Annotated in this window: 23 protein-coding genes and 4 tRNA genes; 4 read left to right on the forward strand and 23 right to left on the reverse strand. The window is 41.2% G+C overall.

Annotated features, from left to right (window positions below):
- Positions 1-10: 10 nt before the first annotated feature.
- On the reverse strand, positions 11-1,120 hold the full coding sequence (locus DV434_RS03975) for a methionine biosynthesis PLP-dependent protein (RefSeq protein ID WP_192881463.1): 1,110 nt from the start codon (positions 1,118-1,120) through the stop codon (positions 11-13).
- A 246-nt stretch (positions 1,121-1,366) separates the two neighbouring features.
- On the opposite strand from DV434_RS03975, the gene DV434_RS03980 reads away from it, so the two are divergent.
- The 4 genes from DV434_RS03980 to DV434_RS03995 all read left to right on the forward strand — a co-directional run bounded on the left by DV434_RS03980 (position 1,367) and on the right by DV434_RS03995 (position 1,762).
- Positions 1,367-1,442 (forward strand) — tRNA-Gly (locus DV434_RS03980).
- A 6-nt stretch (positions 1,443-1,448) separates the two neighbouring features.
- A tRNA-Cys gene (locus DV434_RS03985) sits at positions 1,449-1,522 on the forward strand.
- 27 nt (positions 1,523-1,549) lie between these two features.
- Positions 1,550-1,636: transfer RNA gene (locus DV434_RS03990), tRNA-Leu, on the forward strand.
- 50 nt (positions 1,637-1,686) lie between these two features.
- Positions 1,687-1,762 (forward strand) — tRNA-Lys (locus DV434_RS03995).
- Between the two features lie 547 nt (positions 1,763-2,309).
- Here DV434_RS03995 and DV434_RS04000 read toward each other — a convergent pair.
- The 22 genes from DV434_RS04000 to DV434_RS04100 form a co-directional block, all read right to left on the reverse strand.
- Entirely contained in the window at positions 2,310-3,911 is a 1,602-nt protein-coding gene (locus tag DV434_RS04000) for a type VI secretion system Vgr family protein (protein WP_118785065.1), read from the reverse strand.
- Entirely contained in the window at positions 3,898-4,524 is a 627-nt protein-coding gene (locus DV434_RS04005; protein ID WP_118785066.1) for a baseplate complex protein, read from the reverse strand. The genes DV434_RS04000 and DV434_RS04005 overlap by 14 nt, the downstream gene beginning before the upstream one ends.
- The gene (locus DV434_RS04010) at positions 4,511-5,278 is read right to left on the reverse strand and encodes a hypothetical protein (protein ID WP_118785067.1); all 768 of its coding nucleotides are present in this window, start codon (positions 5,276-5,278) and stop codon (positions 4,511-4,513) included. Before DV434_RS04010 ends, DV434_RS04005 begins: the two co-directional genes overlap by 14 nt.
- Before the next feature lie 12 nt (positions 5,279-5,290).
- Positions 5,291-5,566 (reverse strand): DNA helicase UvrD, encoded by a 276-nt coding sequence (locus DV434_RS04015; protein ID WP_118785068.1) that lies wholly within the window; start codon positions 5,564-5,566, stop codon positions 5,291-5,293.
- A complete protein-coding gene (locus DV434_RS04020; RefSeq protein WP_118785069.1) occupies positions 5,545-6,159 on the reverse strand; it encodes a hypothetical protein in 615 nt (204 codons plus the stop codon). Before DV434_RS04020 ends, DV434_RS04015 begins: the two co-directional genes overlap by 22 nt.
- Positions 6,159-8,549, reverse strand: a complete 2,391-nt coding sequence (locus tag DV434_RS10955; protein ID WP_239992748.1) for a phage tail-collar fiber domain-containing protein — start codon at positions 8,547-8,549, stop codon at positions 6,159-6,161. The genes DV434_RS04020 and DV434_RS10955 overlap by 1 nt, the downstream gene beginning before the upstream one ends.
- A 26-nt stretch (positions 8,550-8,575) precedes the next feature.
- Positions 8,576-9,100: a phage tail protein gene (locus DV434_RS04030; RefSeq protein ID WP_015979433.1), complete on the reverse strand. Its 525-nt coding sequence runs from the start codon at positions 9,098-9,100 to the stop codon at positions 8,576-8,578.
- Positions 9,101-9,109: 9 nt separating this feature from the next.
- On the reverse strand, positions 9,110-10,279 hold the full coding sequence (locus DV434_RS04035; RefSeq protein WP_118785070.1) for a baseplate J/gp47 family protein: 1,170 nt from the start codon (positions 10,277-10,279) through the stop codon (positions 9,110-9,112).
- On the reverse strand, positions 10,272-10,607 hold the full coding sequence (locus DV434_RS04040) for a DUF2590 family protein (protein WP_015979431.1): 336 nt from the start codon (positions 10,605-10,607) through the stop codon (positions 10,272-10,274). The genes DV434_RS04035 and DV434_RS04040 overlap by 8 nt, the downstream gene beginning before the upstream one ends.
- 3 nt (positions 10,608-10,610) lie before the next feature.
- Positions 10,611-12,680 (reverse strand): phage tail tape measure protein, encoded by a 2,070-nt coding sequence (locus DV434_RS04045; protein WP_118785071.1) that lies wholly within the window; start codon positions 12,678-12,680, stop codon positions 10,611-10,613.
- Between the two features lie 9 nt (positions 12,681-12,689).
- A complete protein-coding gene (locus tag DV434_RS10770; RefSeq protein ID WP_158523375.1) occupies positions 12,690-12,860 on the reverse strand; it encodes a DUF6890 family protein in 171 nt (56 codons plus the stop codon).
- An 8-nt stretch (positions 12,861-12,868) separates the two neighbouring features.
- Positions 12,869-13,177 carry a putative phage tail assembly chaperone gene (locus tag DV434_RS04050; protein WP_048950701.1) on the reverse strand — a complete coding sequence of 103 codons (309 nt, stop codon included), beginning with the start codon at positions 13,175-13,177 and terminating at the stop codon, positions 12,869-12,871.
- 2 nt (positions 13,178-13,179) lie between these two features.
- On the reverse strand, positions 13,180-13,452 hold the full coding sequence (lysC, locus tag DV434_RS10960; protein ID WP_338142008.1) for an Rz1-like lysis system protein LysC: 273 nt from the start codon (positions 13,450-13,452) through the stop codon (positions 13,180-13,182).
- Positions 13,370-13,702, reverse strand: a complete 333-nt coding sequence (locus DV434_RS04060; protein ID WP_118785073.1) for a hypothetical protein — start codon at positions 13,700-13,702, stop codon at positions 13,370-13,372. The genes lysC and DV434_RS04060 overlap by 83 nt, the downstream gene beginning before the upstream one ends.
- Positions 13,692-14,261 carry a lysozyme gene (locus DV434_RS04065; protein WP_118785074.1) on the reverse strand — a complete coding sequence of 190 codons (570 nt, stop codon included), beginning with the start codon at positions 14,259-14,261 and terminating at the stop codon, positions 13,692-13,694. Before DV434_RS04065 ends, DV434_RS04060 begins: the two co-directional genes overlap by 11 nt.
- The gene (locus DV434_RS04070; protein ID WP_118785075.1) at positions 14,254-14,487 is read right to left on the reverse strand and encodes a phage holin family protein; all 234 of its coding nucleotides are present in this window, start codon (positions 14,485-14,487) and stop codon (positions 14,254-14,256) included. Before DV434_RS04070 ends, DV434_RS04065 begins: the two co-directional genes overlap by 8 nt.
- An 86-nt stretch (positions 14,488-14,573) precedes the next feature.
- A complete protein-coding gene (locus DV434_RS04075) occupies positions 14,574-15,026 on the reverse strand; it encodes a DUF2597 family protein (RefSeq protein ID WP_118785076.1) in 453 nt (150 codons plus the stop codon).
- Between the two features lie 3 nt (positions 15,027-15,029).
- Complete coding sequence (locus DV434_RS04080) at positions 15,030-16,160, reverse strand: DUF2586 domain-containing protein (protein ID WP_118785077.1); 1,131 nt, start codon at positions 16,158-16,160, stop codon at positions 15,030-15,032.
- A 14-nt stretch (positions 16,161-16,174) separates the two neighbouring features.
- Positions 16,175-16,858, reverse strand: coding sequence for a hypothetical protein (locus DV434_RS04085; RefSeq protein ID WP_118785078.1), 684 nt, complete (start codon positions 16,856-16,858; stop codon positions 16,175-16,177).
- Positions 16,836-17,336: a phage tail protein gene (locus DV434_RS04090; RefSeq protein ID WP_118785079.1), complete on the reverse strand. Its 501-nt coding sequence runs from the start codon at positions 17,334-17,336 to the stop codon at positions 16,836-16,838. Before DV434_RS04090 ends, DV434_RS04085 begins: the two co-directional genes overlap by 23 nt.
- The gene (locus DV434_RS04095; RefSeq protein WP_118785080.1) at positions 17,324-17,776 is read right to left on the reverse strand and encodes a head completion/stabilization protein; all 453 of its coding nucleotides are present in this window, start codon (positions 17,774-17,776) and stop codon (positions 17,324-17,326) included. The genes DV434_RS04090 and DV434_RS04095 overlap by 13 nt, the downstream gene beginning before the upstream one ends.
- A complete protein-coding gene (locus tag DV434_RS04100; protein WP_118785081.1) occupies positions 17,769-18,614 on the reverse strand; it encodes a phage terminase small subunit in 846 nt (281 codons plus the stop codon). The genes DV434_RS04095 and DV434_RS04100 overlap by 8 nt, the downstream gene beginning before the upstream one ends.
- Positions 18,615-18,617 lie beyond the last annotated feature (3 nt).

Genomic DNA, 18,617 nt, shown 5'->3' on the forward strand with positions numbered 1-18,617 from the left:
TTTGCTCCAATTATTTTAAGTTTGCAAAAGCCTGTAATAAGTCTGCTTTAATATCTTCTACATCTTCAATACCGACTGAAAAACGCAGCAAGGTATTAGTAATCCCACGAGCTACACGCTCGGATTCTGGAATATCCATATGGGTTTGAGTAGCTGGATAAGTAATAAAACTTTCTGTGCCGCCTAAACTTTCTGCAAAAGTAATCAATTTGATGGATTTTAAGAACGTATTAACCCAAGCTTCATCTTGTAAACGGAAAGACAACATCCCACCTTTATTCGGATAAAGCACCGATTCCACTTGCGGTTGAGCTTTTAAAAATTCCGCAATAGCTTGTGCATTTTCTTGATGACGTTTCATGCGTAAAGAAAGGGTTTTCATACCACGAATAGTCAGCCAAGAATCAAAAGGGGAAAGCACCGCACCTGCACCATTTTGAATATAAGCAATGCGATCACAAAGTTCTTGTCCTTTCGCAACAATCAGCCCGACAAGTGCATCATTATGACCGGCAATATATTTAGTCCCGCTGTGAATCACCACATCAGCGCCTAAATCTAATGGGCGAGAAAGCGCTGGCGTTAAAAACGTATTATCCACGATCAACATCAAATTATATTTTTTCGCAAGTTTTGCAATTTCAACTACATCACATTCTTCCATTAAAGGATTTGATGGAGTTTCAATAAAAATCGCTTTCGTATTTGGGGTAATTGCCGCCTCAATTTCTGAAGCAGATGCTGTATTAACATAAACAGGTTTTACACTATTGTTATTTTTATAAGAAAAATCTAATAGTCGATAAGTACCACCATACACATCGCTAGAAACGATCCATTCATCTGGTGCAGTGAAAAGCGTCATCAAAACTTGAATTGCCGCCATACCAGAAGAAAACGCAAAGCCACGATCTCCATTCTCTAATTTAGCTATCGTTTCTTCTAATACTGTACGAGTTGGGTTTTTGGTACGCGTGTAATCAAATCCCGTGCTTTCACCGATACCATAATGACCATAAGCAGTAGAAAGAAAAATTGGTGTAGAAACTGCACCCGTACGCTCATCACTGCGATTGCCTGCTTGAGCTAATAAAGTATCGATAGCATATTGTTGTGTCATAACATCCTCTAAAAATAATGAAAAAATCAACCGCACTTTACGTGCTAAAAAACGTTTAGCATTTTGGCACAAAGGAAAAAGTGATAAAAGTAGAAATTAGAAAATTACATAAAATTCCATTTTTCCACCATTTTCTGTGATTTATTTGAACAAAATGAACTTTTTTTAAACGGTTAGATAATTTTTTTAAATCTGTAATTGACAGTTATCTGAATTTCCGTAAAATGCGCACCACTAACAGCGAATGCGGGAATAGCTCAGTTGGTAGAGCACGACCTTGCCAAGGTCGGGGTCGCGAGTTCGAGCCTCGTTTCCCGCTCCAATTCATGGCGTGTTAGCAAAGCGGTTATGCACTGGATTGCAAATCCATGTAGCTCGGTTCGACTCCGGGACACGCCTCCATAATACGCAAATGTTAGTTGTCTATATGCCCGAGTGGTGGAATCGGTAGACACAAGGGATTTAAAATCCCTCGCCTTTCGAGGCGTGCCAGTTCAAGTCTGGCTTCGGGCACCATTTAAACACCAATCCAAAGATTTTAAAATTCACTTTAAAATCATCTAATTGGGTCGTTAGCTCAGTCGGTAGAGCAGCGGACTTTTAATCCGTTGGTCGAAGGTTCGAATCCTTCACGACCCACCAATAATATTCAACTGGCGACAAAGTGGCGATTATAAATATCTAGTTTTTATCTTTACTTTTAAACCTATCTTTAAACAATGGCGATAACCGCCAGTCAATTAACTGAAATCAATTACTCTCATATTTCACACGGAAAATTTAAAAACAATCTAAAAATCATTAGGTTATCTTATTATTCTTATTATCAATGATCTATTTTAAGTGAAAAATGATGAAAAAGATTGAAATTTTTACAGTTAAGATCTCTATTCGGTTGCATTAATGATCTCTTTTACTTCAATAAATTAGATTAATTTTTACTTTGAAATCTAACTGAAAAAACACAAATTTTTAACGCAAATTCGGCGGGGGAGGAAGTGGATTTTCCGTGCCTTGTATTTTTACGTGAAAAATTTCCGTGGAATTGTTTTATATTGCTTATTACGTAGATTTATTTGTTATAACAATAACTTAGATTTTCCGTGGTTGATGTCTCCGACATACATGTTAGAAACATAAAGAAAAGCCGCAACATTGTGCGGCTTTGGTTTGATATGAATTGCGGTTGTTACTCAATGATAGGCGTGAGTTTACCTTTAATTGTTTTTGCTTGGCTTGCCTGCTGGGTAAATGTACTTGCTTGATCTGGCGGAGGTGAACCTCTGTGCGTATGCGTTGCCAATGTGCTTGCAACTTCGCCTAATAGTTGAATCGTGTCTTCCAGTAGTCTAAAAATATTCTGCCCTTCTGACCCCATATAACTTAGCGGCGCCACAAATTTATTCTTTTCGTCTGAAACACGTTGAGCCAATCCGACTATTTTTTCTTGTAGAGTACCACCTGTCCCTACAGTTCGATGACTTGCAGTCGTGTCATTGATACTGCCCAACACGCTAACAGTTTTATTTCCGCCAATAGTTTCTGTTTTATCAGAATCAATCGTCACATTTGACGTGCCAATTTGTTTTACTTCGCTGTCGGTTTCGATGTAGCGTTCAAAGGATTTATCTGTAATCTTCTGATCGGTTTCGCGAATCTTATTGCCTGCGGCATCGGTGCGCTCATACACTTCTGGGCGTTGCTGTTTGAGTTGTTCTCCAGGTGCAACACTCGGTACTGTTTTTCCTTGCGCTAACATAGTGCGTACAAAAGGCTGATCGCTTCGCCCATAAGCAAAACCTACTTCAACCATTGTGCCCACTTCAGGAAAGGCAAAATCTCCACCTTGTGAACCTGTACTTGTTACAGGCAAAGGCACAGCTGGATAAACTGGCACAGTTTTATCCTCGTTTCCATTTTCGTCCAGTAGTTGCAACTCGACGGCATATTTCGGGCGGAACGGATCAGAAATATCACCGCCACTAGATGGATCCGCAACGCCAACGACTTTCGCATATTTCGGCAAATGATAACCGCCTGCCAATTCTGGGAACGTTTTTTCCATTTGTCGGCGTTCTGGGCTTTTTTGTGCTGGCTTGCCGTCTTTGCCTAAATTTTCCCACGAAAGCACATAATCATCTCCAGACAATTCCACTTTCTGAATTTTATTGCCATTAATGATTGCACCAGGTCGAATAGCGGCGGTGATAGGAATTGTCATATCATTGCTGCCGCTTGTTAATGTCATGCTTTCGTCAAACTCAATATTCTTTCCTGCCCAGCGTGAATCTTTATGCGAACCAACAAACAAAGAACCGTCTGGCGATTGTTGCCACATATAATCTGGAATTTGATATTGCCGCCCAATATTGGCTAAAAGCTGATAACCACTGCCATTATGAGTGAATAACGAAATCGGCGTATCCGCATAATCTGCTTGCGGCACTTTTACTGGGATTTTTGTTTGACTTGTAATCCACGCGCATAAATCACGCAAGGTTATGTGTCTGTGAGAACAGTTTAAAGGCTTTTCAAACACCGCCACTTTTTCGCGAATAAATAATTTTTTATAGCCGTTTTCCGCACTTTGTTCACGCTCAACAATACCATCAAACCATTTGTAATAGTGATCATATTCTCCCATCTCAAAAACAGCACTTTTTCCGATGCAGTCTTTTTCGGTACGAACAGTAACAAATCCGCGCCCAGTGTTGTTGAGTTCCAAAACAATCATTTCATCGGCAAGCTCCAACTCTTCTCCTTCAAGAAGAAAAGTTTTAATTATTTTCATTGTGTCTACTCCAATCTCCTTTACTTCCAGCTTGAATCGCTCCCAAAATATCACCTTGATTTAATCGTCCTGCTGCACTTGTATCTTTTTCAGTACCTGCCGTTCTTTCTTTTTCTTCTCCAGATTTCCCCGAATTTTCACCCGCACTTTTTGCTACTGGCGCGCTCTCGCCTTGCGTTTTTACCTTTGGTTTTTTCTTTCGTTGGTCTTTTTTCTCTGCAACAGAATTTACCTCGCGCAAAGTAAAGGAAATCGACCAGCCCAACTGCCCATTTTGTTCTGTTGCGGAAACCTCGCCACTAAATTGCACTTCACGCATATTCACGGCTTCAGCCACTGTACAAGAGACCCGATATTTTGTTTGCTCGCCTTTACCCGTTTCTGCTTCAGCTAAATTGAAAAGCTGCGTCAGCCACTCTTTTCTGTTGTATGGAATAAACCCCGTTACGCTTAACTCTTTGGCTTTTACGCCTTTATCTGATTTTTTGGTACTTGATTTTTGACCGCTCATGTCTTTTTCTTCACGTTTGACCGAAACCGACATTAAAATATTGTTTAAATAAACTGGCGTGCCATTTAGTGCAAGTTGTACACTGGGATTACGTTTCTGCATTTTGCAACATTCCTCTAATATTGGTTAAATCTGTACCAATAAACATCACACAAGCGGTAAATACATTACCCGCCGTCGGCACATTCAATTTGATTTTTGTTTCCGCCACTTCGAGATAATCCGAAACGGAAAATGCATATACATTCGCCGATGTATTCAACATTTTTTCAACTTTTTCGTTATTGGCTTTGTCGCGTTCTTTTTTGGCTGCCTTTAACGCCTCAATCATCGCCATCGGATCTTTAGTTTGTGCCGCAACCGCTGCAGATATCGCATTGCGTAAAATACTTTGCATCGTGCGGGCGGAACCTGGCGTAATATCGGCACTATTGGAAAATGATGGACTTGCCATAGTTGGCGTTTTTATCATTTTTGTTTCTTGTAAATCTTTACTTGATTTCGCATAGTCTAGCGCTTGCTTAAATGTTGGCTCAGGCAATAGCTCACGCACTTTTTCCAACTCTGCAATAAACTGATCTATATTGCTACTTGTCACCATAATGACCACGACATCCTGCACACCTTTAGGGCGATTCGGATCGGCATAATCGATCAATTTTGCCGCCAGTGCTTTCACTGCATTTTCGGGTGACAAATAGTGATTTGATTTTTCTTTGATACCGTGCGACCAATTATGCACACCTAATTTAGTACCACTTACAGATAGCGAAAAAGGGGAAATAATCCCCTTTTGTGCGTTTTGTAATATTGTTCTTGCCTGTGGGGATAATTTTAGTTTTTGTTGTTTCCACATATTAAACATCACCTAAAATTCATTAGTTTTAAAACCTTCTGGATATTGTTTGTGATTTAATTCACTTTCATAAGCTGTCTTGCAGTGATTGCTATCAAAGAAGATACCGTTGATGAAACGATATAGTACTCGCCAGCGTTTTTTCGGGTTTTCTGCTAATATCGCACCTCGATAAGTGCGACTGGAAAGTGTTTCATCCGCTGCGCCACCTGTTAAGGCGTTAAACAGTTGATCTATGGCAATAACCACGTGATAGCCATAGCGTTTTAATTTGTTTGGAATTGCCATTGCTCAATCTCCTGTTCAAGTGAGGTTAATTCCTCGGGTGTTTTTAAAGCCACCAAACGATCTTCAAACGCCTGACGTTGCCCAATAATGATGCCAATAGCTACAGCAAACTGAGCGGATTTTTCAATCACTTTTTCAATTAACACCTCTAGCGGCACACCACGCACACGCGCAATTTGTGAAAGCATCGGTGTGGGTGTGTTGTGGTCGACTTGCCATGCGAGAGCCTCTTTTTCTTGTCGATAAAAACTTTCGATTTCCGTTTGTGGATAGCCTGCTAGTAAGCTATTTTTAAGTTGGTCGGCTTTATCCGCTAATTTATTGAGTAAACCTTCTTTTTGTTGTGCAAAAAGTGCGGTTTGTTTTTCGGCTGAAATGTCCCACGTAAGTGTGTCAAGATTTAACACATGTGCCGCACTGGGTTGTGGGGCAATTAATACAGGGTTGCCTGTTTTGTCTGCAATGATTTGTTTACCTTGCGCTTGTCCGTTAAGTAGCTCAATATATTTATCTTGGCTAATTTCCACCGCACCTTCTGGTACAAAACCACCATAAGAATCATCAAAAAAGCCGTCTTTAAAATACATTGTCATTATTTCCATCTCCCGATTGCGAAAAATTGCATTGTTGGATTATGATTGGTGTTTCCCCAAATCTCACTTGTGCGATATGCGCATGTTGCTTGGGTACAATCTGATATAACGATGCCTACTAATGCGCCAAGATCGACTTGTGCACCATTACGATTATCTGTTGCATTAGCAGTTACCCATATCATCGGCGTGCTTGCAAATGCTACCGCCCAGTTAAACGTTTTAAGCTTATTTGTAGTAAGTTGATGCTCCCCTACATTTACAGCATAGGTTTGTATCATCGTCCCATCAGGATATTTTCTCACCTCAAATCCCCCTATATGTTGATAGGTGATTGATGCGTCAATAAGTTGAGAGGCAGCCTGATTAAAATCCGTAATCTGGCTCACTGTATGGGTATGATTACGGTCTGCTTTGTCTTGTAATCCTTGTGCTAATCGCCCTGCATCAAGCATACCTGCATTGGTTACTTCGCCGTGTGATTTAATCCAAAACACCACATCATCAAGGCTATTAATGGCTTTGATACATAGTTTGAGGATTAATGATTTAGGGCGATTTTCATTTGCGGTTGGCACAACTCGCGATGCGTCAAAGCCAATATACCCTTTATATCCAGTTCCGCCGTCATGATAAACACCCGATCTATCCCCTCGATAAAATACCCCATTGATATCTCCTGCGTGCATCCCTAAATGTTTGCCCGTAATATTACGGATTGCATCGCCTTGCGTTTGCCCCACAGATAGCCCATTACCCGCATTGCGCAAAAATCTATCTGCTACTTTAGGCACACTATTAATCGAGCCATATTTGCCGACTAAGTGACGATATAACTCAGGGTAACGTTGCTCGGTAACTTGTGTGGCAATATCATCAAACGCAATCCAGCCAACAGGGATGTTATCCACGGCAAAATAAGCGGTCATGCCTACATCGCTACGGGTTAAATCAGGGAGTTTGTTGCTGTTGCCCAGAGTACGGTATAAATCAGGAAAGGTTTGGGCGTTGAACGTCGAACCATCAGCACGTAAAAAACCGACGGGATTGGTTACCGCACGCGGAAATGATACTACTGCACCTAAAGGCAAGCCTTTTTTAGCAGCCTCGCCCACCGCATATTCAGATGCAAATTTGTTTTTATCTGTGCCGTCAGTTTTGTGCGATATTGGCAAAATACCTGGCTCTGTTTCTGTTGCTGATTTTGCTGCCCATTTTGTATTGGCAAGCTCTTCGGCGTCCACACCTTTATCATAAGCCGTTTTAACCGCAGCACTCGTCGCAACATCATCTGCGCTGTTGCTATCTACGCGAGACGACTTTTTACTATTTGGAATGTAATTACCCAAATTACGCGTAATTGCATCAATTAATGCTTTTAATCCTTTAATGGCTTTCGGGGTTGCAGCCATATCTTCAGCATCTGAATCATAGCCTGAAAATAATTTTACAATCCCCTTTTTAACTAAACTTGCGATAGGTAATTTATGCGTATGACCCAGTTTATCTTTAGTGTTTTCGGTTGTGTCATCTAATGTGAGCGGATTCATGCCTAAAAACGGCGATAGTAAACGGCGATCTGTCACATTGCCTTGGCTGTCAATATCCGCCAAAATTTGCACATAGTGTTGGCGGTTTGCGGTGTCCACATAATCGGCTTTTGATTGCGTGAGATACTTAATTTCGGTTTGGTATTCGCCCGTTACGGTGCAATGATGCACTAGGTCGGCGTAAACTGAACATGGCAAATTGTTTGCTGTGAGGTTATAAAGTGCGGTTGAATCCATGCGCACCCCTTCCACGTAAGCTACACCTGGTTGAATAGTAAATTGATTGCCTGTCTTACGTTTAACCAGAAAACTATCATCGAAAAATACTGCTCTGCCATACAGATCACGATTGGTTAAACGAATTTTTTCATCAAGTCCATGTAAGCGTACAGTAAAATCAATTTGCCAAGTGTTCGCATTGACATTAATGCCCGTCAGAGCTTTTGCGCCACTAAATTCTAAAAGCATATTGCGCGTAATACTGTTGCCTTGCACAGCATTTTTATTACGGATTTTTTTCACTGTATCCGTTTGCACCGCAACGGCTAAAAGATTTTTAGAACTGTTAATTAAACCAATAAAATTGAAATCAAAATCGCCTACTTCAGTACCAATCGTCACAGAATACACAACGGCATTTTCATTAATCACGCCACTTTGTGATACCGCTTGGCGGTGTACAATTTGCGCTGATGTGGGCATAGTAAGATGTTGTGCAAGATTGTTCTCGTTTAACCCTGGAATATTGGCGAAAATAAATTCATCAAACTGTACTGTGCCACGTGCAATAGTTTGTTCTGCAACGTAGCGTTCAAATTGTGGCGTAATTAAACTAGCCATAAATAAACCTCTTATTGTTGTTATTATCAGTTTACTTTCACATAAAAACTTTGGTGATCATGGTTAAATTCTCCGTGATAAATACTCACGGTTTCTTTAGTGATCACTTCAAAGGTATAACGCCGACAAGTGCGGCCATATTTTCGAATGATTAAATTGAGTAATTCTGTTTTCTTTGCTAATTGTGAATCACTGATTCGAATTTTGATAACATCCCAATTTTCCCTATCGAACCGTTCTTCAATTTCTACGTAGCCAATGCCTAAGCGTTCAAAAATGCGGATAAAGCCCGCTTTACTGCCCGCATCTTTCGCATTTAAAAAGGCATATTTCACGCGCTTACGGAAGAGTTCTAACGGCTCACCCTCAAATCGTTCTACGTCTCGTTGATAGGCGATTAAATTTAAAATGCGTTCACTGCAGTGTTCTTCATCTAAAATATTGAAGGGAAATTTGACCGCACTTAAAACATAATCCCACCATTTTCCGAATAGCACGGCGATTTTGCTTAATTCGCCTTTATCCATCCAGAAGGGCAATTTTATTTTCATTTTCTCCCCTTACTTTTGCACTGTGACGGACAATTGCTGAATGCGAGGAATAGATAACTCGCTTTGAATGTCGCTTTGCCCCCATACGATAGATGCAATTTCGCTGATGTTGTCGTGAATTTCTTCGCCCAATTTCGACCAACTAAAACGGCTAAAAGGGTAAGTCCTTGTTACGCCATAATTATTATTTTCGCGAAATGCGCAGCGGATCATATTTTCCACTTGTTGCACGATTTCTTGTTTACGCACATCGCCGACAAAAATAGATGGCTGGAAGTAAATGGCGCACGTTAAATTATGTTTAGTTTCTGGCATGGCGTAGCAAATTAAATCGTCACCGTGGCCGTGAAAACCCTCATCACGCACATGTCGATTGACTTTATCAATAAACGGCTGACTGGTTACGCCTGTGTCTAATAACAAATAAGCGTTTGCCGTACCTGGCCCACGTGGCGCATCGTGTTTAAAATAAATTCTATCCACCGATAAGGCGGCAACTTTGGCGATCATGCCTTTGTAAACGCTGTCAATGTGGTGCTGTCCTACACTCGAAAATTGTGTGCGATAGCGTTCTCGTAATTCGTCGTTAGTTTCTCTGTCAGCACCTGGTGAGGTGAGCCAATCTTCTAAATTTTCTACCGCACTTACCCCTGCGATAGATTCTGGCAAAATACGGTAATAACCTGCAGCCAAATTGAAATTTGCGCCAGCCTGCTCTGCGATTACTGGCACAGGCGCACGCAACACACCTTTAGAAATAATGGTATCTTGCGTGACAATCAAACGGAAAATCACATCATTAATACGCTCTGTCTGAATCACCGTGCCCGCTTTAATGGTGAGATCGGTTACATCGCTTTCTTTTGTAAAATGCACGACACCTTCTGCTTTTGTTGCTGCTTTAAAATCTAAGCCCACTGCCCAGGCTTGAATTTGTAACCAACTATCTTTTGCCGTTTTTACAAATAAATTCGGCAGAATTTCAGCAATTAAATGATCTGTCAGCCACTTCACAGGCTTAACAGCAATGGCGGTGATTAATCGCCAAAATGGACTCATTCGGCTTGTGTTAGTAATCAATCCTGCTTCTGCGGTTAAGCGTTCAAATTCTTGACGGATTTGCGTTTCTTCTGTGGGTAAGCCGCTTTCAGTTAACATTTGTTTGAAATTTTCACTCATTTAAACGTAACTCCAATTCATCAAGTCGCCCAAATTCATAAGTTTCAGCGGTAATAAATAACTGTCCTAAACGTTCTTCGCTAATGGAAACGGTACCTGGAATCAAGCGCACATCTTCTTCAACCAATAACACCATTTGCAAAATAATATCGCGGCGTAAAATGCGCGAACGCTCTGCGATAAGTTGTGTCGCCAATCCACTTTCTAAAATGGCGTGTTTAATATCTTGCGCAATAGATATTCGGTTATCGCAAATTAACGGCTGATTGCCGCTATCTAGCGTAATGTCTTCGCCTGTAATCAATAAATCAAGGTAAAGTTTTTCCATTTATCACCCTGCCGCCAACTGTTCTTTATTGCGCAATTTCTGCCAAATTTCTTCACTGTTGTTACTATTGATAGTGACGCCACCATAGTTTACGGTGCGTTGTTCTGTGCGGTTTTGTGTCAATGTTTTTGTCACAGATCCTTGAGGCATCGAATTTAATTGTGGTTGTAAACTATCGCTTAAACTGAAATTTGAACCGTCTGATACCCCCGTAGCGAGTGCGGGGCTTAATGCTTGTGCGGTAGGGTTATCTTTCCACTCTGGAATTAACGGAATATTAATGCCAGGTAATGAGTTTGCTTTTTCAATAATAAAATTCAGCATTTTGACAAAAGCATTCACAATACCTTGGAAAGCATTTAAAAAGATGTTTCCTAATGCATCACCAATTTTTAGAAAACTATCAATCGGTGCGGTACTATCCCATAGGGTTAGCACTGCTTGCCAACCATCTATAATGCTATTCACCACAATAGAAAACACATCAGCAACAAAATTAAATGCCTGTGCGACCAATTCAACTGCATCAAGCACCGTGTTAAACACAACGCCCAGTGCATAACCAAGATCAATACCGAATTGTTGAAAACTATAAGCTGAATCAGAAGCACCGCCAAATAAGCCAATAATACGCCCAATAGTTGCGCCGATTTTTTGCAATGCTCCCCACACTAAAGAAAACGCATTAAATAATGGGTCAAGAGATACACCCGCAGCTTTAAAACCTTGGATAAATCCACTAATAAATTGCATAAATTCATCACGGAATTTATAAATAAAAATTCCCAATCCCACGATTGCTGCAGTAACCAACATAATAGGACTTGCAAGAAAAGAGAACGCCACACCAATAGCTGATATAATGCCACTCATTAAAGTCAATGCAGCAGTTAAACCTGTAAAGCCTATCAATGCCCCCACAGCATAACCAATCCAACGTGCAATATTTTTATAAGTTTTTAGCCACGCAACAAACTCTTGCCCTAGATCTGCCATACGATTAAAGAGCGGTTCAATCTTTTTAAGAATTTCAACGCCAATGGCAATTTTGATATTTTGTAAAATGGCAGAAAAACGCATCCATGAATCTGTTGTGATTTTGGATACACGTACAGCATCATCTAAATTATTCACCCCACCAATTTCTTTGATGTTATCCTTCAAGCTGTCAATTTTTGGCAGTAAATAGTTAATCACCTGCACCGCATCATTTGTGCCGAATGCTTTTGCAAGCTGTTGAGCCTCAACTTCATCAATGGTGTCACCATAAGATTTTTTGATTTTCGCTAAAATATCGGTAATCGGTAACATTCGATTATTCGCATCTAAAAAATCTAAACCCAGTTTTTTAGATGCCTTACCTACACCATTTAAAAAAGCGGCGTATTTTGTCCCCGACATTCCCCCTGGCATTACAGACTGCAAGTTACCTAAAACGGCAAATTGCTCAGCCAACTCAACGCCTTTTGATTGACCCGTTGACATTAAATTAGTAAATGCTTGGGAAAGTGACTCACCAGACGATTTGAACATGTTTGCGGTTAAAGTAGCTTGACCAGCCATCATTTCAACCCATTTAGACTTGCCCATACGATCTGCTTCTTGTTGGAAAATCCCATACATAGTAGAGAGATAAGATCCCATTTCTTGCACGCTAGAGCCTGTCGCTTTAGCGAGAATGTTCGAACCTTTAGAAAAAGAAATCAGCTCATCATCAGTTAAGCCGTCAATAGCACGGGCTATTTCATTGACTGAGTTCACCACTTCATTTGATGCAATGCCGAAACTTGAAGAGAAATCTAGCGCGAATTGTTCAACCTTTTCTAAACCACTAGCACCAATACCTGCGGCTTTGACTTCGTTGATCGCGCGACTAAATTCAATAGCAGGATCAAGCGCGCTTTTTAGGGCAACACCCGCACCGACAATACCTGCTACGCCGATGCCGATATTTTTCATCGCGTCTGCGCCACGTTTGCCCAAATCATCAATAGACTTCATGACACCTTTCAACGGCGCTGAAAGTTGGTCTGTTAAGCTGATGATATATTCAAGCCCTTGTACTGCTGACATAATGAAACCCTAAAAGACTTTGGCGATACCGCTTGCGACGGCATTTGCCTGTTGTTCAAAATACTGTTTGTGTAACCATATTGCGCGCGCTAAGTTGTAGTCGCTGTTATCGGCGTGTGGTAAATAGTGCATACGTAGCGCAATGGCTTGAGATAACCCGTTGCGCTCGATACTTTCCACACGCGCAGTTAGTTTTTTACGGTAATTTGAATTTCTGGCACAAACACTTCATTTACTTTCGCTGCTAGCTGTGCCGCCAGTGTTGGCACGTGAATAATTTCAAGCAATGCCTCTTTTTGTTCGCGCGCAACAATCGCCAACAAATAATCTTTGATTGGCGTCACTTTATTGTTACTTTCAATGTCATTTAACATTTGATCGTAAGCCGCGTTATCTCGAATAAAGGTAAAATCAACGCCTGCAATGTTTAATGTGACGGAATCTTTAAGATTTCCAGTAAGTTTTTCTAACAAGGATTGCGCTTGTGTTTTTTCCATTTTTAATTTCCCTTTTGGTTTCTGTTTTGGTTGTTAAAATCGGTAATGCACTTGTTGATGGAGGCATACGCTGTGGTGCAAATATCAAGGCGATCTAACGCCTTATTTAAACTCTCTGCTAAATCGCCGTTAGTACGAATATTCACGCTTAATGCTCTGCATTCAGTGGTTTGTGGGCAAATCAACCGAATATTATTTGGCTTGGGTGCGGTGGTTGAGCACGCCAGCAACATCGTTAGGCACGCGGCCATAAGTCCAATTTTTGTTTTCTGCATTGTTTAGCACGTCCTTTAGTTGTTGCTGGCGTTGTTCGGCTTTTTTGTTTGCTTGGTTGAGTTGATAGGTCAATTCCGCATTTTGTGTTTCATACCGTTGCAACATCACTTTATTTTGTTCGATGGTTTGTTCACTTTGTTTAAGTAAAAGTGCGGTGGTTTCTGCTTGCTTTTTATAGTGCAAGGTGGAACCAATACAGCCCACAAACACAATCAAAAATACACCGATAAATAAGGCTTTAAATTCCATATTCCCCCAAACAAATTGCTTTTTCTTTAGCTCGTCGCATTTGCAACCCTTTAAGCACTCTACCGCCTGATTTACTAAAATCAGGAATGTGATTACACATTAATGTCCAATCTTCCACTTTTGCAGCACGATAAATCGTTGTCGGCAATGTCATACGATGCTTTTTACTGTAATAACCTTTAATATTGGTACAACCAACATTAAAGGCTAAAGACACCATGGCATCATATTGCCCTTGATTCATTTTTCTGCCGTTAAAATCGGCGTTGATACAGTTTTCAGCCTCTTTAATGTTGTGGCGTAAATCAGCTGCCACTTCATCAATGGTTAAAATCTTGCTTTTATCCACGTTATGTGTGTTTCCAACCCCATTCGTCCACACATCAGCGGGGCATTTGTACGGATTGCGCACACAGCCTTCCAAATTCACAATCATGTAAACGGCTTGTGGGCTGACTTTATTTTGCTGTTCCGTTGGCAAGTTTTTTTGCTGAGTAAAAAAAGCAGTTGCAACAGCTGCGGCTGAACATAAAATCATTGCACCGAATTTTTTACTCATCACTAATCCCTAATTTTTTCGCTTCAATTTTCGCCGCTAACATTTTGTAGGCTAATTCATCTTTGCGTGCTTGTACGTCTTCTTTGTATTTTCGGTAAGCGATCCATACAGATGCCGCGCCAAACAAAATACCGAATAATGATGCCCATTCATGCAAGCTATATCCTGAAATAAGCGCAGTGAGTGAGCCAATAAACGGAATTGTGCTATCTATTTTGCTATTCATAAAATCACCTTAAAACATTTAGGAAACTGACCGCACTTGCTTGTTTATAATTGTTATACGTCAGTACGGCCAGCACCTAAACTCGGTTAGCCGATAAGATCACGCGTATCTTCATCGGATAAATATGGCACACCATTAATACGCACGAAATCTGGGCTTGTGACAAAATATTTCAATTTTTTTGTACTTTTTGCACCGCCCTTCGGATCGATATTTAACACATCAGTTAAAAGAATCTTATTGCCAAAGGTTTCCACTTTGTCGCGAATCCCGCCACGTTGTGCAAAGAAAGTAAAATCCGTTTCAGGTAAACTGCGATAACTTCCCGCTGCGGCGGCTGCAGCTGATAATTTTGAGAAATTTTTTGCATCTAATTCAATTTCGCCTTCTGCCGCCACATCACCGCTGACCCAACCATCAGGAATCCCACGTGTTTGTGCGACGGCACTATTATCAGTAATAGATAAGCTGATGGATTCAGCGTGAATAGGCAACCCGAATAAATAGAAGTCAAAACTCATTCCGCTAATACGTTCCATTGTTTACTCTCCTAAGCTGTCTAAATCTAAGAAAATATTTGCCGTAATATCTTTCGGGCAATCGTAAGGGCGAACCTTGATGTAAATTGTCACCTTGGTTTTGCTTTGCCACACAATAGTGATGGCATCATCTTTAGGTGGCATACATTCGCCTGGGAAATCCTTGCCGTTGATCGTTGCGGATTTGCTCATATCACGAAGCGGTTTGGCGAAATAATTTTTGTGATATTCCATACTTGATGTTGTGGAGTTAAAAGATCGATCTGCAATCTTCGCAATCGCTAATAAACGCACTTTACGCGCCACTTTATCGACCACACGAACGTTCTCAATCACTTGATAATCGCCCCCTTCTACATCTAACGTGCGACCGTCCGCCCAGTAGTAGCCGTCATAATCGGGATACCACATAGGCACGGAATAACGTGCTGTTTCAAGGGATTTTAAATGCGCAAGAGTAAGCTCGTTACCGTCTTTATCCAACGGTTTATTGGCACTGCCTAGGCTCACTAACGCGCCTGTTTGTACTCGTGCAGGGCTGTCTGCCACTGTGACGGCACGATTTGCCAATCGCCCTGCCAATACGCCTGCTTCATTGCCGAATAATAAAGGCACTAAGCAAACGTGGTCGGCGACAATGGTTTGTTGCAAAGTGGTAAGTTTCTGTACATATTGATCCCATGCTTCACCGTCAGATTGATCATGATTAATACCTTGTACAGCCTGGATAAAGAAAGTACGACGACCGAATTTAGCAAGTAGTTCTGCATAGCATTCTTGCAATTTACCAATACTTGCTTTATCTACGCCTAAATATCTGGTATTGACACAATATTCAAAAGAGGCGGTTTGATTGGCTTTTTTCACACATTCGACAAAGTCATAGCCGTCTTCTTGTGCGATATACACGTGTGCGAACCAGTTTTGACCCGCATTAAGCATTGCCGCACGCACTTGTTTTTTTAAGTCGGTATCGGTTTCGCCAAATACTTTGTCAAAATCAGAATCGGGCGTTAATGCCAATAACTTTCCTTGATTAGTGGTGCCTACGCCAACAAATAATGCGTGGCGTTCAATTTCCTTGGTTTCGCCACTTAACTGATTAAGGGCGTTAATTTGTACAGATGGGAACATTCTTTACTGTCCTCTTATTGTTGTTTTTGAGTATATTTTTGAATTTCCGCCAGAATAATCTTGGCGTTTTCTTCTTCACGTGTATCTAAGAATGAGCGTTTTTCCGTTGGAATTATCCATTGCGTTAAATGTCTACTCGGATTCATACCGTTCTTTTCTTCCAGTTTACGAATAATCAAACTGGCTTTCGCACGTGATAAGGTGCTGCGGATTTCGCTTAATGTTGGCTTACGGCGTTTCGCCTTGCCGTTTTTTGTTTTACCGTTTGCCACGGTATAACCTAAATCTTTTAATTTCTTTGCTTGGCGCAAGGTACAAGGGTCTGACCCAATGCCGCCTTTATTTTTGCCAGTAAATTCCGTTTTTTTAAATAAGTGTGGAATCCCTTCTTGGTGTTCTTGCGCAATTTCGCCTGTTCGTTTTTGTTTATAAAACAATGCGCCTTGTGCTTTTTCTGCTTTACTATTGGTTAACTTTGCAATTCGGCGTAGCATTTTTGCTGTGCCGTTTTTTCTTTTCTTCCAACTTCCGCCCATCGGGTTACGTTGGTTTGCCGCACTTTTCACCGCTTGGCGTTTAATCATTTGCAAAGAGCGGATTAAAATTTCACGTTTCTTCTTATCGGGCAAACTGATGATTTCAAGATCTTTCAAGAAATTCTTTAAGTCGTCTTTATCAATCCCCATTCGGATGTTCATGTTCAACCCTTACGACAACGTCAATTTCTTCGGCCGTGAAAACTTCAATTTCATCTAAACGATAATTCACATCATCAATTTTTAATTCGCCTTCGCTATCTTTCATTGCCGTCAGTGGCTCACGGAAAGCGATAGTAAAGATTAAATCTGCCGTGTTATCGTCGATAATGTCTAAATCAAATGGGATTTCACTTTCATCCAATACATCACGCATTGGATCGTTTTCGTTTACCCACACTTGAATATGCGCCATTAGATAAGCGGGGGAAATTTCGTTGAATGGCAAAGCCTCAAAGTGAAATACACCGTTATAGGAAAGGTGGCACACTTCAATGCCGTTTTCGGTGACTTGTCGCCCTTCATTCAATAATTTGCCGTCTTCAATCCAGCTGTAAAAATTCCCGTGATAACGTTTCGGCAATTTTGTGAGTAAAAACTCCGTCAGTTGCTGATAGCGCATTTTCTTTACAGCAGCCATACCGATCCCCGTTTTTTACCTTTCAATGTGCGGATAGCGTGGGTTGCTTCTGCCAATAGGCTTTTTTGCTCGGTCACGTAATCACGGTTTTGGTGAATTTCACGCCCTGAAAGAGTGTTAAATTCTGGGAGTAACTCCGCTTTGGCGCGGGCAAACACCGCTTTTTTGTACAAGGTTTCGGCGTAATTTTCGCCATTAACCCACTGTGTTGAAATTTCTTGCACAGAATTGACCGCACTTTTACGGTGATTTTCTTCAACCTCGGCAAGATCCAAATTAACGCCTTGCATAGCGGCAATGAGTGCCGTTTTCACCATTTCCACAGGGATTTGCAACGGAATGGCCCGTTGCTTTTGAAACTCTTCCACATAAATATCCGACCAAAAGCCGTTATTGGTGATGACAGTGTCATCATAATCTTGCGTTCTACCGTTAAACATTGCCTTCCTCGCTGTTTTGGAGTGGGCGGGCAGTGAGTTTTTCAATCACAAGATCAAAATCAATTTGGCTTGGTTCCAAACTCAAGCCCGCCACTTGGGGAAGACGGTTCGGGTCGTAATCGCCCGATTTTGCCAATGCGTTTAAACGCATGACACAACGCTCAATTATATTTTTTACACCCGCTTTCTGATTGAGTTGGAAAGCGCGGTTACATAATTGAATAGCCAGCACAAGTGTTTCGGCATCATCAATGCCACTGGCTTGTACTTTGCCTTGTGGACTGCGTAAAAGCAGTGCCGCCGCTAATTTGAGCCACTTCGCCGTGACAATTTCGTGCAACTTCCACGCCGTCGCCACGTTTTTAAAAGTTTGTGAAAAATATGGCTCCACGGATTGACCCGCTGCGGCTGTTTTATCTGTCCAGTTGTAGATTTGATCGGCAACGAAGTTTGGCAATGTGGTTTGCCACCCTTGCGGCATAGATTGACTCTGCTCAATTGCTTTTTCAGCCAATGACAAGGCTCGGTCAAAATCAGCAATGTCAAACAAATACACAATGCAATAAACCAAGTAATCATTCTGATAAATTGCCCCTTTATCTAAATATTCATTCACAAACGGCAACCACTTTGGCAAAAATCGGTTGCGTTTATAGTCTAATTTTTCGGCACGTGTCGGGAATGCGCGCACGGCGTTTACGTCATTCTGTAAGGCAATTTCCAGCACGGCATAATCATTACCGTGAGTCGCAACCGCACTTTGTTGTGTAATGCTCTCTGATACTTGATTAATGTCTGCTAATGCCTGCATTTGGCGTTGAAAATCTCGCATTCCCATTTA

The sequence above is a fragment of the Haemophilus haemolyticus genome (assembly GCF_003493685.1).
Classification (GTDB): Bacteria; Pseudomonadota; Gammaproteobacteria; order Enterobacterales; family Pasteurellaceae; genus Haemophilus; species Haemophilus haemolyticus_O.